This window comes from Bifidobacterium xylocopae (assembly GCF_003315615.1).
Taxonomy (GTDB): Bacteria; Actinomycetota; Actinomycetes; order Actinomycetales; family Bifidobacteriaceae; genus Bombiscardovia; species Bombiscardovia xylocopae.
Genome location: NZ_PDCH01000003.1, coordinates 1 through 19,580, shown reverse-complemented (window position 1 = coordinate 19,580; position 19,580 = coordinate 1). Strand labels below are relative to the sequence as shown.

Here is a 19,580-nt window from a genome sequence, read left to right as displayed (position 1 = left end):
AATCGCCGTAAGCTGCTAGACTGATTAACCGTATGTGCGTTCGGCCGTCTGTGAATCGGCCGGATATGGCGCCATGCGGGCGTAGTTCATCGGTAGAATGGAAGCTTCCCAAGCTTCAGAGGCGGGTTCGACTCCCGTCGCCCGCTCCATGTGGAACATGGCAGTTTCCCCCAGACCCTGAGTTCGGTTTCCCTGATTGCCCATGTGTATTTTGAACAAGGGGAATGAGCCGGCATGCTGGGCGGGTGCGATTGCCCCGCCACGAATTGCCACTGGCCGCGCTGTCGGACTTGCCGGTGCAGAGTTCGATTCCTGTTTTCGCTCCGGTGATTCGGGCCACGACGTTGGCGGCGGGAACCCGACCCAGGTGTCGCCCGGGATTCCGTCCTGTGCTCGCCGGCCGCCTGTCGGCCGTACTCTAGAAGTGAGCAAGACCGATCACAACGGTCACAGGGAAAGGCGGTAACTGGATGGCGGATGATTTCGAATCCTTCAATACGGCTTTGGCCGGTGGGGCCCCGAATGGTCGCCCGCCGCGAGCCGGCCGAAGCCATGCCAATGGTTGGAGCCGGTGCGCAGGTGCCGCCGGCCTGCTGTCCGCTCTGGGAGGGGCGGGGCTGACCGTTGATGCAGTGGCGCCTGGCCGGATTCCAGGTTTCCAATCCGTCCGGCCGGCCGTATGGGTCGGACTCTCGGTAGGGTTTGCGGCCCTGAGCCTGCTGTTGGTTGTCCTGGCCCGCCTGCGGCCGTCAGCCCGGGGACGCCGTTCGGTCGGGGCTGCGGGTATCGTCCTGCTGGTCTGTGGTCTTCTGTTCACCGGTTGTGGCCTTCTTCTGGAGCGTTCCTTCCCGGAGGGTCTGATCAAGGCCCCGATACGTGACGAGGCGCCCGTGGATCAGCCCGATGCGATGGACCGGGGAATCGACAAGGCCGTCCGTCCTTGCACTGCGGGTTGGCAAAGCATGTCGGTCGGCGACTATCCGGGGGTGAGCGTGGTCCGCTACTGCAAGGATCCGTCTGTGGCTTGGGCCTCTTTCGACAACGGCTCAGCGGTATCCATTTACCGTGCACCGGTCCAGGGCAAGTTCAAGGAGCTGGTCAGCAAACGCGGAGGTGCCCAGGCGAATGCGGATTGGTGCCTGTTGAGCGGGGGCCGATGGATGGTGGTCGGACTGCGGGCGGATATGGTACGTCTGCAGGCGGCGTGGGGCGGGGAACTGGCTTCCATCGGCTGAATGTGCAAACGGATGCGCGGCCGGACCGTACGCACTATCGTGGGATGGTATGAGCATGGACAATGATGACGAGCCGGTCGCGCCCGGGGACGTGGGCGAGCCGCAGCATGTGGATGTAGTCAAGTATTCGCGTAAGGACGGCCGTTCCAACCTGCGTCGTCCCCTCTTCCTCCTCCTCCACGGATGGGGGTCCAATGAGGAGGACATTGCGAATCTGATGCGCTACGTGGCCCCCTATAACGATTATGCCTCCTTACGGGCGCCGATGACGGTGCCTGGCACGGAAGGCGGCATGTTCGGTCCCGGATACACCTGGTTCCACCGGTCCCTGCCCAAGGGCGAGGATTTGGACCGGGACGGGCTCGCGGCGGCGGAAGCCATTGACGCCTGGGTCAAGGCCAACCTGCCCGAGGACAGGGAGCTGGTCGTCATGGGCTTCTCCCAGGGGGGGATGCTGGCTGCACACCTGCTGCGGCTGAACCCGGAACGGTACCGGGCCGTGATCAGCCTTTCCGGTTTCCTGGCAGCCGGCGAAGTCCCGGGCAGCGCGCCTGCGGACGACCGGCTGGCCGCGATGGAGAAGCCGGTTTTCTACGGTTATGGTCAGGCCGACAAGGTAGTGCCGCCATACGAGGCGCGTGCCTTCGCCGCCTGGCTGGATGAACACACCTGGCTGCGCTCGCGCTCCTATGCAAGGCTGGATCACTCGGTCAGTCAGGCCGAGTTGGGTGATATCCGCCAATGGCTGGCCGACATCGATGTGACTTCCGGGCTCATGTGACCGACTGATGTCCGGCCACCGGGGCCGAGCTGAACCCGTAGCATCCCTGTCCGGTCCGACCGGGTCAGACCACGGAGTCGGTGTCCACCTGCATTACGTACACATTGCGACGCAGCTCACGGGCCTGGCCGCGGGAGATTTCGCCGGCCTCCACCATGTCCTGGACGACCGAGAGCTCCACCGCGTACCCCTCGCGCTTGACTTCCTCCACTGATTCGCTCATCTGCGACACCTCGCCGAATTCGGTCTTGCCTTCGGCCGAGGATTCGATCAGCTGGTGGTTGATGATGGTGGTCAGCAGGTCCTCGGTCTTGAACCGTCCCTTACCCAGCTCGGCGTAAAGCTGCTCGACCACGTGGTGGTTCAGGTCGGCCTGCAGCTGGCGGCCGGCGAGGAAGACCTCGTTCTCTGAGATCTTGGGGGTCATATGCCGCAGCCGGTGGACCAGGTGGCGCAGGAGCCCCTGTATCCGCCTGGCTACGATATGCCATCTCCACTTGAATTCGCTGCCTTGGTCCAGGTGGGCCAGAGAGTTGATGATGCGTTCCAGGATGAGGGACGCGGCTTGTTCGCGTGAATCCCGGGTGTACTTCTCGGCTCGTTCGGTCCCTGTCTCTTCCTGGTAATCCTTCTGGGCCGCGCCATCGGCTGCCTGTTCATCCGATTCGTCCTGTTCTTCTTTGCGCCGGATGCGGTCGAGTTCGTCTTCTATGTATGCGCGTTCCCACTGCAGGGTCTGCAGCTGCAGCGCCTGGGGTTCACGTGGATTGTACTGGCCGATCTGCGATTTGAGACGGGATATGCGCTGGTTGTACAGGGTGATGACATGCTGCACTGCCAAGCGGTTGGAGTCGTCCGCCCGGCTGGATAGTTCTTGGACCGTGCGACGAAGCACTTCGATGGATTTCTCCACCTTCGGCCGTTCAACATCGCGTTCCTGGGCCGGTGCCAGCAAGGGCAGGCCGAAATTGGCCAGCAGCAGGGTCACGATGATGACCCCGGCGGCCACGAAAATCAGTTCGTTGCGCATGGGGAAGGCGCCGCCCGATGCCAGCGTGAACGGGATGGTCAGCACCAGTGAGAGGGTGATTGTGCCCTTTGGGCCGCCGAAGGTCATGACCGCCGCCGAGCGCAGACGCCGCTTGTCCATGGGCACACGCCGGCCGGTGTCCGGGTCGGTGGCGAAGAAGAGGACACCTGTCACCCAGGCGAAGCGCACCACGATTACGGTCAGGGAGACCAGGGCGATCATGGCGAGCAGGGTAAGATTGTCCACCTTCCTGTCCCCCCAGGAGGTCAGGATCGCCGCAGGCAGGAGCATGCCCAGTATTACGAAGACAGCGCCGTTCAGGCAGAAGGAGAGTACCTTCCAGACCGACGTGGACACGATGTTGGTCTTGGAGGTGTTCGGCCCGATGCCGGTGTGGTCGAAGCGGACCAGCAGCCCGGTGGCCACGACGGCCAGGACGCCGGAGATGTGGAGCCAATTCTGGGCAACGAGATAAATCAGGAAGGGGAGGAAGAGCTCCAGGAGTATGCGTGTGGTCATGGTCTCCCAGCCCAGGCGGCGCGCGGTCTCGAAAGTCCAGTTGGTCAGCAGTCCCATAACAGCGCCAAAGGCAATGCCGCCGATGAAGGAGGCCAGGAAACTGCCCAGGGCATTCGACGGCGAGAAGGAGCCCGTCACTGCGGTCAGGATCGCGAATTGGAAGCCGATGACGCCGGTCGCATCATTGAAGAGCGATTCGCCGGCCAGGATGGAACGCTGCCGTTTGGTCAGGTCGGCGTCTTCGCCGATGGACGAGACCGCCACGGCGTCGGTGGGTCCGAGCGCCGCCCCCAGGGCCAGGGCTGCGGCCAGCGGATACATGGGCCACACCGCGTGCAGGAGCACGCCGACCATCAGCATGGTGAAGGCCGCCAGTCCGATGGCCAGTGAGAGCGAGAGGTTCAGGCTCTTGACCAGCTCGGCCTTGTCGATCGTGTGCGCCTCGTGGTACAGCAGGGGGGCGATGAACAGGACCATGAAAAGCTCGGGGTCCAACCGCATTGGCGCGAAGATGGGGAGGAGGGCCATGACAGCGCCGAGGACGATCTGCACCAGGGGGGTGGAGATGCGGGGGATGAACCGGCTGATGAATGAGGAGATGAGCACCGCCGCCATGATGCTGAGGATGAGGGTGAAAAGTTCCACTGGCCGCCTTCCCGCCGCCCGTCCTGGCCTACGGGCGCGCTGCAATGATGTTCGTATCCCCTCGGCCGTTCGAGAGCGTTGGTTCGCCCTGGCCGCATACGGTTCATCCGGTGAAGATATGGCTGGCATCGCGTGCCGGGCCTTACCGCCGCTTGGATAAGCTGGCAGAATACTCTTGTAATCATTATATGGAGGCGGGAATAAGCACTCAGCGAATTCGCTTGTTTCTTGCAGAAGCCTCATATTAGGCGAGACCAGCGAAACCGACCCAGAAAGGCCGGCGAAACCGATGCCGAACAACTCGATTAATTCATTGAACCAGCCAAGTCAACAAGCTGATTCCCGGATCTCATCCACAGCTGGTGCGGGCGCCGGACATGTCCGGGCCAATGAGCGGATGGACGCCAGCCAGGCCCAGACCAACCAGACCGCCGATTGGCACGCACTGGGTGTGGATGAAACCCTCGATGCCCTAAAGGCCGGCCCCCAGGGCCTGTCCTCAGCCGAAGCAGCGCGTCGTATGGATATATTCGGCCCCAACACCCTGGCCCAGGGCGAGTCCAAGTCCAAGTGGAAGCTCATCCTGGAGCAGTTCACCAGCCCCCTGATCGCGGTCCTGGTCGTCTGTGGTGTCATCACGGTATTCCTGGGGCACTATGTGGATGCAGGCGCTATCTTCCTGGTGCTCATCCTCAACGCCATCATAGGCTACGTGCAGGAGTCCAAGGCGGACAAGGCCGTGGAGGCGCTCACTTCCCTCGCTTCCCCCACAACGCGTGTTCTGCGCGATGGCGGCGCGGCCACCATCGATGCTTCCGACCTGGTCCCCGGCGACCTGGTTCTGCTTGAATCCGGTGACCGGGTACCCGCCGACCTGCGGCTGATTGACGCCATCCATCTCAAGGTCAACGAATCCATGCTCACCGGCGAGAGCGAGGATGCCCGCAAGGGTACCGAGCCGGTGGAGGAGGACGCGGCCCTGGGCGACCGGCGCAACGTCGCCTTCTCCGGCACCATGGTCACCTCCGGGCGTGGCCAGGGCGTGGTCGTGGCGACCGGCGGCGACACCGAGCTGGGCGAGATCAACGATCTCGTCCACGTCTCCAAGGGGCTCACCCCCCTGCAACGCATCCTCCACCGGGCCGAGACCGGCATCGCCATAGCTGTGATCCTCGTGGCCGTCTTCGTCTTCATCGGCGGAGCCATCATCGAGGGCGATCCAGCCCAGGCCTTCCTCTCCGCCGTCTCCCTGGTCGTGGCCTCCATGCCCGAGGCCCTTCCCATTGTGCTTACCGTGGCCATGGCCCTGGGCGTCTCCCGCATGGCCCAGTACAACGCCATCGTGCGTTCATTGCCGGCCGTGGAGACCCTGGGTTCCATCACCGTGATCGGCTCCGACAAGACCGGCACGCTCACCCAGAACCGCATGAGTGTGGAACAGGTGGCCTTCGGCGCCGGCCCTGCCTGGCAGCTCGCTGAAGTCACTTCGGACTCGACCCAGGCCGATGCCGCCGCAGCCCTGCTCAAGGCTGGCGCACTCACCAACGAGGCCCAGCGAACCATTGCCGAAGACGGCTCAACCGTATATTCGGGAGATGCTGTGGACGTGGCCATGGCCCGGGCCGCGGATGAGGCCGGCGTGGTCTCTCCCGTCGAACTCGAGTCGCCGATTGCCCTGCAGACCCCCTACGAACCCGAACTGCTGCACTCCATGACCATCCGCCGCAGTGCGGACGGCAGCCTGACCCAATACGTCAAGGGCGCCCCGGACGCGGTGATGGCCATGTGTGCCAGCATGCAGGACGTCTCCGGTCGGGCCATCCCGCTTGACACCGCCGCGGTCCACGAGGCATATGGACAGATGGGCCGCCAGGGCCTGCGTGTCATCGGCGTGGCCAGCCGCACCATCGATGCCAGCGATGACCTGCAATCCCATAAGCAGGCGCACGATATGACCTTCCTGGGGTTGGAAGGCATGCTGGACCCGCCCCGGGCGGGTGTGCGTGAGGCCATCGCCGACTGCGCCAAGGCCGGTATCCGTGTAATCATGATCACCGGAGACCATCCGGTCACAGCCGCCGCCATCGGCCGCCGTCTGGGTCTGGAGTCCACGGACCGGGCCCTGACCGGCTCCGAGATGCTGGGGATGAGCGACGAGGTGCTCGCCGCTCGTCTGCGTGAGACCTCGATTGCGGCCCGCGTCTCCCCACAGGACAAGCTGCGCATCGTGGAGACCCTGCAGAACGAAGGCGAAGTGGTTGCGGTCACCGGTGATGGAGTGAACGACGCCCCAGCGCTCAAGGCCGCTTCGGTGGGCATCGCCATGGGCGAGTCCGGCACCGATGTGGCGAGGGAAGCTTCGGACGTGGTGCTGACCGACGATAACTTCGTCACCATCACCCAGGCCGTGCGTCAGGGTCGCGTCACATTCAAGGCGATCCGTGGCTCCGCCTTCTTCCTGTTGGCGACGGCCGCGGCGGCAATGATTGCCGTGGGTGTGAACGTGATCGCGGACATGCCCCTGCTCTTCCTGCCACTGCAGATGTTGTGGATCAACTTCGTCACCAACGGCGTGCAGGACATCGCCCTGGGCTTCGAACCTGGTGACGGCGACGAGCTGGATTCACCTCCACGTTCGGGCTCTGAGGGTCTGCTGTCCAAGGTGCTGTGGTCCCGGGTTGCGGTGTGCGGCCTGTGGATGGCCACATGCGTGCTGGTGCTCTTCCATGTATCGCTCTCCCACGGCATGGGTCTGGCCCATGCGCGCACATTGGCCCTGACCCTGCTGGTCTTGTTCAACTTCTTCGTCGCCATGTCCGCGCGTTCGCAGACCAAGCTCATCGTCCAGCTCAATCCGCTGGATAATAAGTTCCTCCTCCTGGCTTCGCTGGTCGCGCTCGGTATCCACGCTGGCGGGATGTACTGGCCTCCGCTGGCGGGTGTCCTGGGTCTCGTGCCGTTGACGCTCGCCCAGTGGGGGCTGTGCCTGGCGGTCGGGCTCACCGTACTGGTATTCAGTGAGGGCGACAAGCTGATTCGCCAGCGTTTGGCCCGGCATGGCCACAGCCCCCGTTCTGCACTGCGTCACACCCGTCGTTCGATTGCGGCCATGCTTCGCTCGGGTCGCTGACCAGGGCGTAAGGGTTCCTCTCTCAAGGGCGCCGCCATTTTGTGGCGGCGCCCTTTTCGTATGTCCGTTTCCTTGCGGGTCTGTTATTGACATGCGCCTGGCCCCTGAGCGCAGCATGTGTCAAACTGGTGGCGTGAATGATTCGGATAGGGGCCAGAGGTGGCGGCAGGCCATGGACCAGGCCTTGGCCGAAGCGGCCCTGGCTGGTAAAGCGGGTGACGTGCCGGTGGGTGCGGTGATTCTGGGTCCGCACGGCCACACGCCTGTATCGCGTGGCCGCAACCGCCGTCAGGCCCGTGGTGACGCCCTGGCCCACGCGGAGGTCGAGGCCCTGCGTGCCGCGGGGTCCTGGAATCTGGAGGCCTGCACTTTGGTCGTCACTTTGGAGCCCTGTCCCATGTGTGCAGGAGCGGCGTTGGCAAGCCATGTCGGTCGTATCGTCTTTGGGGCCTGGGACCCCAAGTTGGGGGCCTGCGGTTCGGTCTGGGACCTGCCCCGTGACCCCCACATAGGCGCCAGCCCCGAGGTGGTCGGGGGCATTGAGGAGGAGCGCTGCGCCGCTGTGTTGAGCGGTTTCTTCGCCAAGCGCAGAGGCTGAGGGGCTGAAGCGGGCCGCATTGCTCGTCGGCAGACCCCCCCCCCCTCAGTGTGGCCGGTGCGCTGTATGCAAGCCAGGGGTGACCTTGGCCGCCGCATAGATGCTCCGTGCTACAACAATCATCAGATACAGGACGAACAGATAGGTTCCGGCGCGGGCGGAGACCGATCGTGCCGCCAGGCTGCCTAGCGGCGTGCTGACCGCTGCGGAGAAACCGACCAGCAGGCCGTTGCGCAGGTGGACCAGTCCCCGGCGCATATTGGCTGCGGTCCCAGATACGGAGCTGGGGAAGATGGCCAGCAGGGAGGTGCCCCGGGCGACAAGGTCGCTGGCGCCCATCATGGTCAGCGCCGGCACCGCCACCCCGCCTCCGCCCACACCCAGCAGACCCGAAAGCAAGCCGATCAGGATCCCGACGCCTATCGCTGTCAGACTGGATCCCAGCCCAGGTACGATCCTGGAATTGCGTTCAGGCACTCGCATGAGTTGTTCGGCGATGACCGAGCATAGGAAGATCACGTACAGCCAGCGCAGGGCCGCTTCCGGCAGTTTGTCCAGCAGCCAGGTCCCCACTTGTGTTCCTGCCACCGTTCCCAGGGTCAGCATCAACGCCGCCAGCCAGTCCACGTTACCCGCTGCCGCGTAGGATGCGACACCGGAGACGGACATCAGGATCATCGAAGCCAGGGAGGTGGCGGAAGCCTCCTTTTGGCTCAGACCCGCCCAGACGAGGGCGGGTACGATGATGGATCCGCCGCCCACGCCGAACAAGCCGGACAAGACCCCGGCCATCACCCCCACCAGCGCCAGAAGGCCGACCGTGCGCCAGTCCAGGGTCTCAAACCCAAGGATCGACAGGCCGCGTCGGTTCATGGCCCTCGGGGTTGGTGTCCCCCCTGGCCGCCTTTCGGCAGTCTTCCGATCGTCTTGCCGTGGTTCGTCGTTCACGGTTTCATGGTAAGTGTCCGCTGGACCTTGTCCGGGCATTGGATATGGCAGGGTCCAAGACCGGCTGAAAATGTGTCCATCATCTGGACATAGACCGCAGGACGGGTCAAGCTTCCGGCATACTGCCATATAACCGTCGGGTCTTCCAGCGCAGCGAATCATATGCGGCGCGCCCGCCGGCGGGTCTCGCCTAGGCGGCCTGGAGTCCAATGAAAGGGGCAGAACGATGAAGTATACGATGATCGGCGCTGGCGCAATGGGGTATCGGTACGGCGTTCTGCTGCAGGAAAAGACGGGGGCTCAGGTCGAGTACATTGACACCTGGCAGCCCAACATCGACGCCGTGCGCGCGAACGGGGGCGTCTATGTCTCGCGTGACCATGCGGATCGTCACCTGGTCCCGATTGATATTTACACGCCGGAGGAGTACGAGGGCGACCCCGATGTCTGGATGGTCTTCATGAAGCAGATGCAGCTGGAGGAGATGCTCAAGCGCTGCGCCCACCTGTTCAAGGACCATCAGGTGGTGTTCTCCGCCATGAACGGTTGGGGTCATTTCGAGAAAATCAACCAGTATTTCCCCGAGGATCACATCTACGGGGGGACCGCACTGGTGGCCACGGTCCTGAATGGTCCGGGCGACGTTGATTTCATGGGCAAGGCCGGAGCCGGCTCGATGGAGATGTGCGCCATGACCGAAGAGATCACGGATGTGGAGAAAGCGCTCGCGGCCGACTTCGAAAAGGCCGGTTTCAACCCGACCGTCACCCAGAATTTCCACGGCACCTGCCTGGCCAAGATCATCTTCAATTCGGTGGCGAATACGATCTGCACCATGTACCAGATCCGGATGGGCCAGTTCATCTCATACCCTGGTGCGCTGAAAATGGCTGGGCAACTGATTGACGAGGCCTATGACGCCTGCGAGCGCGCCGGATACCAGATGACCCGCTCACGGCAAGCGGAGGTGAAGGCGATAGAGATCTCCAGTCGTGAGACCAACCCTCTGCACTACCCTTCCATGTACCAGGATCTGACTGCCGGCCGCCCCACCGAGGTCGACTACATCAACGGGTATATCGCCCGCCTGGGGCGTGAGCATGACTATGTCTGCCGTACCCACGAGTTCCTGGTCGAGGGCGTCCACCTGGCCGAGCTTGCCTTCAAGATCCATCAGGAAGATGCCAGGCACTGAGGGGCTTGGGGCCTGACCGGGCGCTGTTCCCGGTCTCTGTGGGCGAACGTTCCCTGCGGCGGTAGAATCGAACCAGAGGGGGACGCTCGCCCATCTGCGTAAACGGGGCCGCGCCCTGCGCTAAATGCTGACGGGCCATGGACCTGCGATAGGCGCATGAACCGCCGGCGGGATAGGGGTCTTGTGTCACGTCTCATCATCGTCTCGAACCGGTTGCCCGTCTCCTTGGAATCGTCGGAGGATGGCTCATACTCATTACGGCAGAACATCGGGGGACTAGCGACAGCCATCGCGCCTTACCATAAGGCGCATCGTGACTGTCTGTGGATTGGTTGGTCCGGTGTGGACCCAGACCAGTACTCGGATGAGGAGCTGGACCGAATCCGTCAGGCCTACAAGGCGAATCGCTGCATTCCCATCTTCCTGAGCCAGGATGAGATCAACGGCTATTATGCGGGCTTCTCGAACAACACGCTATGGCCGCTTTTCCATGATTTCTCTCATGAGGCCCAGTTCAACCCGGGCGAGTGGGAGACCTACCGGAAGGTGAACATGCGGTTCGCCCAGGTGATCGAGCCCCTGGTCCTCAAGGGCGACACTATCTGGATCCAGGACTACCACCTGATGCTCCTGCCCAAGATGCTTCGCGAACGCTACCCGCAGGCGTCAATCGGCTGGTTCCTGCACGTGCCCTTCCCGTCGGCCGAGATTTTCCGGTCCCTGCCCTGGTGCAGGGAGATTCTTGAAGGGGTGTTGGGCGCAGATCTGGTCGGCTTCCACACCACTGATTTCGTCATGAGTTTCCTGGCTTCGGTCCACCGTCTGCTGCCGGAGCTGGCGGTCGACAGGGATGGTATGGTCCGGATGCCTGACGGCCATCGGGCCGCTGTGGATGCCTTCCCGATCGGTATCGACTACAACTTGTATGCGCGCACGGCGCGTTCTTCCTTGGCCCGGGCCATGCGACGGGGTATCGAGGAGTCGGCCGGCAAGAGCACCGGTCATCGTTACCGTTCGTCCGTTGCGGCCGAGGGTGATGCGGCCACAGAGGCCGGCAAGAGGGATGGTGCCTGGTGGAGCCGGCATAGGCTTGAGGAGCTCCCGGAGCTGACGTTAGCGCAGTCGGCGGCGTCCTCGATTGGGCAGAAGCAGAACAAGGTCATCGTATCGGTGGACCGGCTGGACTATACCAAGGGATTGCCCGAACGTCTCAAGGCGTTTGGCAGGATGTTGCAGAAGTACCCGGAGTGGACCGGTCATGTGACTTATTATCTGCTGGCGACCCCCTCGCGCGAGGATGTCGAGTCCTACCGTAGGCTCAAGGCTCAGGTGGACGAGTTGGTGGGTCAGATCAATGGCCGCTACTCCCTGCTCGCGTGGACCCCGATTCACTACATCACTCGTTCCTTGTCGATCAAACCGGTCTGCGGCATATATGCGGCCGGGGATGTGGCTTTGGTCACCCCGTTGCGGGATGGGATGAATCTGGTGGCCAAGGAGTACTTGGCCTGTCATGATGGCCGCGAGGGTTCCTTGGTCTTGTCCGACATGTGCGGGGCCGCTGACGAGCTGACCGATGCCTTCATCGTCAATCCCTACGACATCGATATGGTTTGCGAGGCGCTCCATGATGCCTTGGAGATCAGCCCGGAGGTCGCCCGATCACGAAACATCCGCATGCAGGCCCGTCTGAAGGTGCGTACCGCTTCGAACTGGTGCATGAGTTTCCTTGACACCCTCCGCCAGGTCAGCACACCTGGCATGACGGACCGACGCCTACGTATGGATACGCGCAACCAGATGGTGGACGAGTGGCAAAAAGCCAGCAATCGCCTTATCCTGTGCGACTATGACGGCACCCTGACGCCGCTGGTGCGCAATCCGGACCGAGCCAAACCCACTAAGGCCATCCGACAGATGCTCAGACAGGTGGGTTCGCAGGCGGGCGTGGACTTCTACCTGGTCTCGGGTCGTAGCCACGAGACCATGGAACAGTGGTTCTCCGACCTGCCAATCGGCCTGATCGCTGAACATGGTGCCTGGAGCAAATCAGTCAACGGCCCGGATGCAGGAATCTGGAAGCGGGCTCCGGGGCTGCCGGAGGCCGAGTCCTGGCAGCCATTGGTCAAACCGATCATGGAGGAGTCGGTCCAGCGGGTGCCCAAGTCCTTCGTCGAGGTCAAGGCCGATGCCCTGGCCTGGCATTACCGGATGAGTGACGCCAGGCTTGCCGAGCCGGAGCGCGACGCCCTGTCCTCACGGCTGCAGGAGGCGGTGGCCGGCAAGGGGCTGATGGTCATGCGTAACTCCAAGGTCCTTGAGGTCTGCCCGGTCGCCACCAGCAAGGGGCAGGCGGTCCTGCCCTGGATCACAGGGGGGCACTATGACTTCATGCTCTCCTTGGGCGATGACGCCACCGATGAAACCATGTTCGCTGTCATGCCCGATTCGGCCTGGTCCTTGAAGATCGGCACCGGTGCAACGAAGGCGCGCGCCCGTGTGCTGGGGCCAACGGCCGTCCAATTGCTGTTGCGCGACCTGGCGGCGGGCACCGCGGTAGGCGCTGAACCCCGTACCCGTACAGCCGGTGTACCCGGGGGGTTCGCCCAGGGTGAGTCCTGATTGCGTCGGGACCCGGTGGATGGTCAAAGTCATGGGCATTCCGGATTGCCGGAAGCTACGCATGTGATGCCTGGCTGTCCAAGACCTTGAGCTGCCAACCGTTCACTCTGTTGTAGCGACTGCAGTTGTTTCCGTGGGCAATCAGTTCACCCGTGCCGGCCTCTCCCACCTGGTTGCGCGGGTTTCAGCTCCCGCTGCCTCCTGCGGCCTGGGTTATCGTTTCGTCCACCAGCCGGGGCAGTGCCTCCTGGATGGGTTCGTGGATCAGCCGCTGCGCCAGTCCATCGTACTGGGTGTGTCCCATATTCATGATTGTCACCGGGACCCCGGCTTGGGCGGCGGCGGGAACGATTGATGCGGCGGGAAACACTTCCAGCGTGGAACCGATTACCCATAGTTCGTCCGCCTTGGTTGCCAGGTCCAGGCTTTTCTCCATGGCGCCGTCCGGTAGCGCCTCCCCGAAGTAGACCACATCGGTCTTGATGATTCCCCCGCAGGGCATGTTTCCTTCGTAAGGCAGCGCGCGCTTGCAGTGGGGGTCGCTCTCCTGATCCAGCCGTTCCATGATCACGGCTGTATCGTAGCCGGCCCCGCATTTCATGCAGTGGGATGTGCCGATGGTCCCGTGAAGGTTGACGATCAGGTCTGGTGAATTGCCTGCCTTCTCATGCAGGGCGTCGAAGTTCTGCGTGGCGAGCAGACTCAATAGCCCGGCCTGTTCCAGTCTGGCCAGAGCCAGGTGGGCTACACCGGGTTTGGCCTTCCATACTGGCGATTCCTTCTGCCAGCGCCAGGAGCGTTCTCGGGCTCGCTTGTCAGTGAGAAAGGCATCCAGGTCATAGACCTGCATCTGATCGGGGTGTTTGGTCCAGACGCCGTCCGGACCGCGGAAGTCGGGTATGCCCGCCGATGTTGAGATGCCGGCGCCAGTCAGGACCGCTATCTTTTTGGCTGTTCTATCAGTATCTGTGTTCATATTCCCGTCTTAGCATTGTTCGGTCGTCATGTGGGCCGAATCTCTTGAATGTCGCCGAGTATAGAATCCTCGGCTCCTGAGGAAGGCGCTGTCTGAGGCCGGATGAGACACGCCGAGTAATCGGCTTCAAATAGCGGATTTTGTAAACCAAAAAAGGGCGCAGCTTGCTTTTCCGCGCTTCTATGGGTAAGTTTATCTCTTGCCGCTTGGCACGCTGAATTCCTCCTCAGTATAGGACGTTTCGGTTGGTCAATGCAACTGTGGTTTGAGAACTCAATAGTGTGTTTGTACTGCTTATATAGTTTTTTGATTGTCAGTCTGATGCCTGCCCGGCGCGTTGTGCGTTGGGTGCACGGGAGTGCTTGATTGGTGTCGGGTTTTTTGTGTGGGCCTGCCATGGGATCCTTTCGGGGGTTTGGTGGTTGGCTCGTTTTTTGTCAGTTTTGTAAGGGCTTTGATTGGCCTTTTCACGGTTTTTTGTGGAGGGTTCGATTCTGGCTCAGGATGAACGCTGGCGGCGTGCTTAACACATGCAAGTCGAACGGGATCCAAGCAGCTTGCTGTTTGGTGAGAGTGGCGAACGGGTGAGTAATGCGTGACCGACCTGCCCCATGCTCCGGAATAGCTCCTGGAAACGGGTGGTAATGCCGGATGTTCCGCATCATCGCATGGTGGTGTGGGAAAGATTTATCGGCATGGGATGGGGTCGCGTCCTATCAGCTTGTTGGTGGGGTAACGGCCCACCAAGGCTTCGACGGGTAGCCGGCCTGAGAGGGTGACCGGCCACATTGGGACTGAGATACGGCCCAGACTCCTACGGGAGGCAGCAGTGGGGAATATTGCACAATGGGCGCAAGCCTGATGCAGCGACGCCGCGTGCGGGATGACGGCCTTCGGGTTGTAAACCGCTTTTAGCAGGGGGCAAGCCTTCGGGTGAGTGTACCTGTTGAATAAGCGCCGGCTAACTACGTGCCAGCAGCCGCGGTAATACGTAGGGCGCAAGCGTTATCCGGATTTATTGGGCGTAAAGGGCTCGTAGGCGGCTTGTCGCGTCCGGTGTGAAAGTCCACTGCTTAACGGTGGATCGGCGCCGGGTACGGGCAGGCTGGAGTGCGGCAGGGGAGACTGGAATTCCCGGTGTAACGGTGGAATGTGTAGATATCGGGAAGAACACCGATGGCGAAGGCAGGTCTCTGGGCCGTCACTGACGCTGAGGAGCGAAAGCGTGGGGAGCGAACAGGATTAGATACCCTGGTAGTCCACGCCGTAAACGGTGGATGCTGGATGTGGGGCCCGTTCCGCGGGTTCCGTGTCGGAGCTAACGCGTTAAGCATCCCGCCTGGGGAGTACGGCCGCAAGGCTAAAACTCAAAGAAATTGACGGGGGCCCGCACAAGCGGCGGAGCATGCGGATTAATTCGATGCAACGCGAAGAACCTTACCTGGGCTTGACATGTTCCCGACGGCCGCGGAGACGCGGCTTCCCTTCGGGGCGGGTTCACAGGTGGTGCATGGTCGTCGTCAGCTCGTGTCGTGAGATGTTGGGTTAAGTCCCGCAACGAGCGCAACCCTCGCCTCGTGTTGCCAGCGGGTCATGCCGGGAACTCACGAGGGACCGCCGGGGTTAACCCGGAGGAAGGTGGGGATGACGTCAGATCATCATGCCCCTTACGTCCAGGGCTTCACGCATGCTACAATGGCCGGTACAGCGGGATGCGACATGGCGACATGGAGCGGATCCCTGAAAACCGGTCTCAGTTCGGATCGGAGCCTGCAACCCGGCTCCGTGAAGGCGGAGTCGCTAGTAATCGCGGATCAGCAACGCCGCGGTGAATGCGTTCCCGGGCCTTGTACACACCGCCCGTCAAGTCATGAAAGTGGGTAGCGCCCGAAGCCGGTGGCCCAACCAGCCTAGCTGGGGGGAGCCGTCTAAGGTGGGACCCGTGATTGGGACTAAGTCGTAACAAGGTAGCCGTACCGGAAGGTGCGGCTGGATCACCTCCTTTCTACGGAGATTATGAAATCCCCTCCCCGTTCGGGTCTGGGGTCGTGGCCTGTGGCCGGTGCCGTGTGGTGCTGGTGCGTGGGCCGTTTCCACTGGTGCGGAAGCGATCATCTGACTGTTGTGGTGCAGGCATGCTGTTGGGTTCCCGGGCCGCTGTTCGCGGCGCCTGGGTGCCGTCCATGGCGCCGGTCCCCCTGTGGTGGGGTGTGCCGGGCGCGGTTGGTGCGGTGGTGGTTTGAGAACTGGATAGTGGACGCGAGCGATCATGGGCCTTTCGGGGTTCGTGGTTGCTGCATGATGTTCGCCGGGCCCTGTGAATGGGTCTGGTTGATCGTTTGATGTGTTTTGTTGTGATTGTGATTGTGTTGTGTGGTCGTCTGGTAGGCTATGGCGCCATGCCGGCGCGGTCGTCCCGGGTTCGTCCCGGGGTGGTTCGTGTCGCTGGTAAGGGCGTATGGTGGATGCCTTGGCAGACAGTACCGATGAAGGACGTGTGGGGCCGCGATAGGCCTCGGGGAGCCGCCGACAGGGCTTTGATCCGAGGATTTCCGAATGGGGCAACCCGCCACCCGTCATGGGGTGGCACCGCATTCGTGCGGGGGGTACGCAGGGAAGTGAAACATCTCAGTACCTGCAGGAGGAGATATTCCGTGAGTAGTGGCGAGCGAAAGCGGATGATGGCTAAACCCGTGCCGTGTGATACCCGTCGGGGGTTGCGGTATGGGTGTTGTGGGACGTTCCGTCCGGGTGCCGACGCGCCCGGCGGTGGTGATAAAACCGTGTGTGAGGCGAGCAGGATTGAATGCCTGGCCGTAGAGGGTGATGGCCCCGTAGCCGAACGCGCATGGTCCGCCGGTGGACGCTCCCGAGTAGCGCGGGACTCGTGGAATCCCGTGTGAATCCGCACCGACCGTGGTGTAAGCCTGAATATACCTGTCTGACCGATAGCGAACGAGTACCGTGAGGGAAAGGTGAAAAGCACCCCGGGAGGGGAGTGAAACAGTTTCTGAAACCGTGCGCTTACAAACCGTCGGAGCCTTTCGGGGTGACGGCGTGCCTATCGAAAAATGAGTCTGCGAGTCAGTGGTGCGTGGCGAGGCTAACCCGTGTGGGGCAGCCGTAGCGAAAGCGAGTCTGAAAAGGCGTTTGAGTCGCGTGCCCTGGACCCGAAGCGGGATGATCTAGCCCTGAGCAGGTTGAAGCGCGGGTAAGGCCGCGTGGAGGACCGAACCCACTTAGGTTGAAAACTGAGGGGATGACTTGGGGTTAGGGGTGAAAGGCCAATCAAATTCCGTGATAGCTGGTTCTCTCCGAAATGCATTTCGGTGCAGCGTCGCGTTGTGTGTCTGCCGGGGGTAGAGCTACCGGATGCCTGAGGGCCCTTGTGGGGTACCGAGGGCAGCCGAACTCCGAATACCGGTCAGGTGTATCGCGGCAGTGAGTCGGCGGGGGATAAGCTCCGTCGTCGAAAGGGAGACAGCCCAGACCGTCGTCTAAGGTCCCTAAGTGTGTGCTAAGTGGGAAAGGATGTGGAGTCGCATAGACAGCCAGGAGGTTGGCTCAGAAGCAGCCATCCTTGAAAGAGTGCGTAACAGCTCACTGGTCTAGTGGCTCCGCGCCGACAATGTAGCGGGGCTCAAGCACGCCACCGAAGACGCGGCAGCAGCCGTTCGGCTGTTGGGTAGGAGAGCGTTCCGCATGGGGTGAAGCGGCCGGGTGACCGTGTCGTGGACCGTGCGGAAGTGAGAATGCAGACATGAGTAGCGAAAGGCGGGTGACAATCCCGTCCGCTGGATGACCAAGGGTTCCAGGGCAACGTTCGTCGTCCCTGGGTGAGTCGGGTCCTAAGGCGAGGCCGACAGGCGTAGTCGAATGGATGAACGGGTCGATAGTCCCGTACCGATGCGAGCGCGTCAGGCTCGAACCGTTGAGGCCGTGTCTTTCACCGGCCCCGAGGCCGCTTTCGGGCGGCGGAGGGGCGGGTGGTTCATGGTGGATGCGGGGAGGGCAGCGCAGGAGTGACGCGATGGGAGAGCCGGGCCGCGGCGGTGGTAGTCCGTGGTCAAGCGTGCGGCGCGCCAGGCAGGCAAATCCGTCTGGCATGAGCGTGAGGCGTGATGATGGGGGGTCTTGTGCCCCGAATCCGGTGGTTCCCGTCGCCGAGAAAACCTTCGGCGTGAGTTCTCGCACCGCCCGTACCCCAAACCGACACAGGTGGTCAGGTAGAGCATACCAAAGCGATCGAGCGAATCCTGGTCAAGGAACTCGGCAAATTGCTCCCGTGCCTTCGGCATAAGGGAGACCCATGGCGGTGAAGGGGCTTGCCCCCGGAGCGGTTGTGGGTGGCACAGGCCAGGGGGTAGCGACTGTTTACCAAAAACACAGGTGCATGCGAAGGCGTAAGCCGCTGTATATGCACTGACGCCTGCCCGGTGCCGGAAGGTTAAGAGGATCCGTCATCCATTTCGGTGGTGAAGCGGTGAATTCAAGCCCCGGTAAACGGCGGTGGTAACTATAACCATCCTAAGGTAGCGAAATTCCTTGTCGGGTAAGTTCCGACCTGCACGAATGGCGTAACGACTTCCCCACTGTCTCGACCAGGAGCTCGGCGAAATTGCAGTACGAGTAAAGATGCTCGTTAAGCGCAGAAGGACGAAAAGACCCCGGGACCTTTACTATACCTTGGTATTGGTGTTAGGCAGCGACTGTGTAGGATAGGCGGGAGGCTTCGAAGCATGGGCGCCAGCCCGTGTGGAGCCGGAAATTGAAATACCGCTCTGTTGCTGTCTGGCTTCTAACCTCGGCCAGTGATCCTGGTCAGGGACAGTGCCTGGCGGGTAGTTTAACTGGGGCGGTTGCCTCCCAAAGAGTAACGGAGGCGCTCAACGGTCCCCTCAGCCCGGTTGGCAATCGGGTTTCGAGTGCAATCGCACAAGGGGGCTTGACTGCGAGAGCGACGGCTCGAGCAGGGACGAAAGTCGGAGATAGTGATCCGGTGCCGGCGTACGGACGCGGCATCGCTCAACGGATAAAAGGTACCCCGGGGATAACAGGCTGATCATTCCCAAGAGTCCATATCGACGGGATGGTTTGGCACCTCGATGTCGGCTCGTCGCATCCTGGGGCTGGAGCAGGTCCCAAGGGTTCGGCCGTTCGCCGATTAAAGCGGCACGCGAGCTGGGTTCAGAACGTCGTGAGACAGTTTGGTCTCTATCCTCTGCGCTCGTTGGAATCTTGAGGAGACCTGCCCATAGTACGAGAGGACCTGGGTGGACGAACCTCTGGTATGCCGGTTGTCGCGCCAGCGGCACGGCCGGTTGGCTACGTTCGGATGGGATAACCGCTGAAAGCATCTAAGCGGGAAGCCCCCTCCAAGATAAGGATTCCATGCGCCCTCCGGGGCGCGAGAGGCCCCATGTGGAACACGTGGTTGATAGGCCGGACGCGGACACCCCGCAAGGGGCGGAGCCGACCGGTACTAACGGCCGATGGCGACACTACACACCGCACCAACCCGAGGGTTGGGCCGGGGTGGCGTGGAGCCTACCGTTCAAGGGACGGCCGCGCACGCGGTCACGGTCCTTCACACGCATCCGATCATCAAGGAACATCATGCCCCACGCGTCCGCTAGCCGGTCCCCTGACCAGCACCATGGATCCCGCGGCCCGTCCGCGGGGGATAAGTGAATACAGGTTAAGTCTTTTTGCGGCGGCCATAGCCTGGGGGAGACGCCCGGTCCCATTCCGAACCCGGAAGCTAAGACCCAGCACGGCGATGGTACTGCACCCGGGAGGGTGTGGGAGAGTAGCACACCACCGCAAATCACACGTAAGGACGGGCCCGGAGAGCGAACGCTCCCCGGGCCCGCCCGCATACCACCACCACAAACACAGAGA

At 62.2% G+C, this 19,580-nt stretch carries 9 protein-coding genes, 1 tRNA gene and 3 rRNA genes; 10 read left to right on the top strand and 3 right to left on the bottom strand.

Features of this window, described 5'->3' with window-relative positions; genetic code table 11:
* Nucleotides 1-75 precede the first annotated feature (75 nt).
* The 3 genes from CRD59_RS02340 to CRD59_RS02330 all read left to right on the top strand — a co-directional run bounded on the left by CRD59_RS02340 (nt 76) and on the right by CRD59_RS02330 (nt 2,016).
* Nucleotides 76-149: transfer RNA gene (locus CRD59_RS02340), tRNA-Gly, on the top strand.
* Nucleotides 150-470: 321 nt separating this feature from the next.
* Nucleotides 471-1,235 (top strand): hypothetical protein, encoded by a 765-nt coding sequence (locus CRD59_RS02335; protein ID WP_113853000.1) that lies wholly within the window; start codon nt 471-473, stop codon nt 1,233-1,235.
* A gap of 49 nt (nt 1,236-1,284) precedes the next feature.
* Complete coding sequence (locus CRD59_RS02330; RefSeq protein WP_113852999.1) at nt 1,285-2,016, top strand: alpha/beta hydrolase; 732 nt, start codon at nt 1,285-1,287, stop codon at nt 2,014-2,016.
* A gap of 64 nt (nt 2,017-2,080) precedes the next feature.
* Here CRD59_RS02330 and CRD59_RS02325 read toward each other — a convergent pair whose 3' ends face one another.
* Nucleotides 2,081-4,210: a cation:proton antiporter gene (locus CRD59_RS02325; RefSeq protein WP_113852998.1), complete on the bottom strand. Its 2,130-nt coding sequence runs from the start codon at nt 4,208-4,210 to the stop codon at nt 2,081-2,083.
* Nucleotides 4,211-4,607: 397 nt separating this feature from the next.
* On the opposite strand from CRD59_RS02325, the gene CRD59_RS02320 reads away from it, so the two are divergent.
* Together CRD59_RS02320 and CRD59_RS02315 are read left to right on the top strand one after the other, a co-directional pair.
* Nucleotides 4,608-7,340 carry a cation-translocating P-type ATPase gene (locus CRD59_RS02320; RefSeq protein ID WP_113852997.1) on the top strand — a complete coding sequence of 911 codons (2,733 nt, stop codon included), beginning with the start codon at nt 4,608-4,610 and terminating at the stop codon, nt 7,338-7,340.
* A 172-nt stretch (nt 7,341-7,512) separates the two neighbouring features.
* Nucleotides 7,513-7,938, top strand: coding sequence for a nucleoside deaminase (locus CRD59_RS02315; RefSeq protein ID WP_236632682.1), 426 nt, complete (start codon nt 7,513-7,515; stop codon nt 7,936-7,938).
* A gap of 45 nt (nt 7,939-7,983) precedes the next feature.
* On the opposite strand, the gene CRD59_RS02310 is transcribed toward CRD59_RS02315, so the two are convergent.
* Nucleotides 7,984-8,811 (bottom strand): sulfite exporter TauE/SafE family protein, encoded by an 828-nt coding sequence (locus CRD59_RS02310; protein ID WP_236632673.1) that lies wholly within the window; start codon nt 8,809-8,811, stop codon nt 7,984-7,986.
* A gap of 301 nt (nt 8,812-9,112) precedes the next feature.
* Here CRD59_RS02310 and CRD59_RS02305 point away from each other — a divergent pair, with 301 nt between their 5' ends.
* Nucleotides 9,113-10,081 carry a ketopantoate reductase family protein gene (locus tag CRD59_RS02305; protein WP_113852996.1) on the top strand — a complete coding sequence of 323 codons (969 nt, stop codon included), beginning with the start codon at nt 9,113-9,115 and terminating at the stop codon, nt 10,079-10,081.
* A 183-nt stretch (nt 10,082-10,264) separates the two neighbouring features.
* Nucleotides 10,265-12,703, top strand: coding sequence for a trehalose-phosphatase (otsB, locus tag CRD59_RS02300; protein WP_161522258.1), 2,439 nt, complete (start codon nt 10,265-10,267; stop codon nt 12,701-12,703).
* A gap of 184 nt (nt 12,704-12,887) precedes the next feature.
* Here the strand turns inward: otsB and CRD59_RS02295 are convergent, their stop codons facing one another.
* Nucleotides 12,888-13,679, bottom strand: coding sequence for an SIR2 family NAD-dependent protein deacylase (locus CRD59_RS02295; RefSeq protein WP_113852994.1), 792 nt, complete (start codon nt 13,677-13,679; stop codon nt 12,888-12,890).
* 476 nt (nt 13,680-14,155) lie between these two features.
* On the opposite strand from CRD59_RS02295, the gene CRD59_RS02290 reads away from it, so the two are divergent.
* The 3 genes from CRD59_RS02290 (at nt 14,156) to rrf (ending at nt 19,505) form a co-directional block, all read left to right on the top strand.
* A 16S ribosomal RNA gene (locus CRD59_RS02290) occupies nt 14,156-15,684 on the top strand.
* A 433-nt stretch (nt 15,685-16,117) separates the two neighbouring features.
* A 23S ribosomal RNA gene (locus tag CRD59_RS02285) occupies nt 16,118-19,184 on the top strand.
* A gap of 204 nt (nt 19,185-19,388) precedes the next feature.
* Nucleotides 19,389-19,505, top strand: a 5S ribosomal RNA gene (rrf, locus tag CRD59_RS02280).
* Together the 16S, 23S and 5S rRNA genes form the textbook arrangement of a ribosomal RNA operon.
* Nucleotides 19,506-19,580 lie beyond the last annotated feature (75 nt).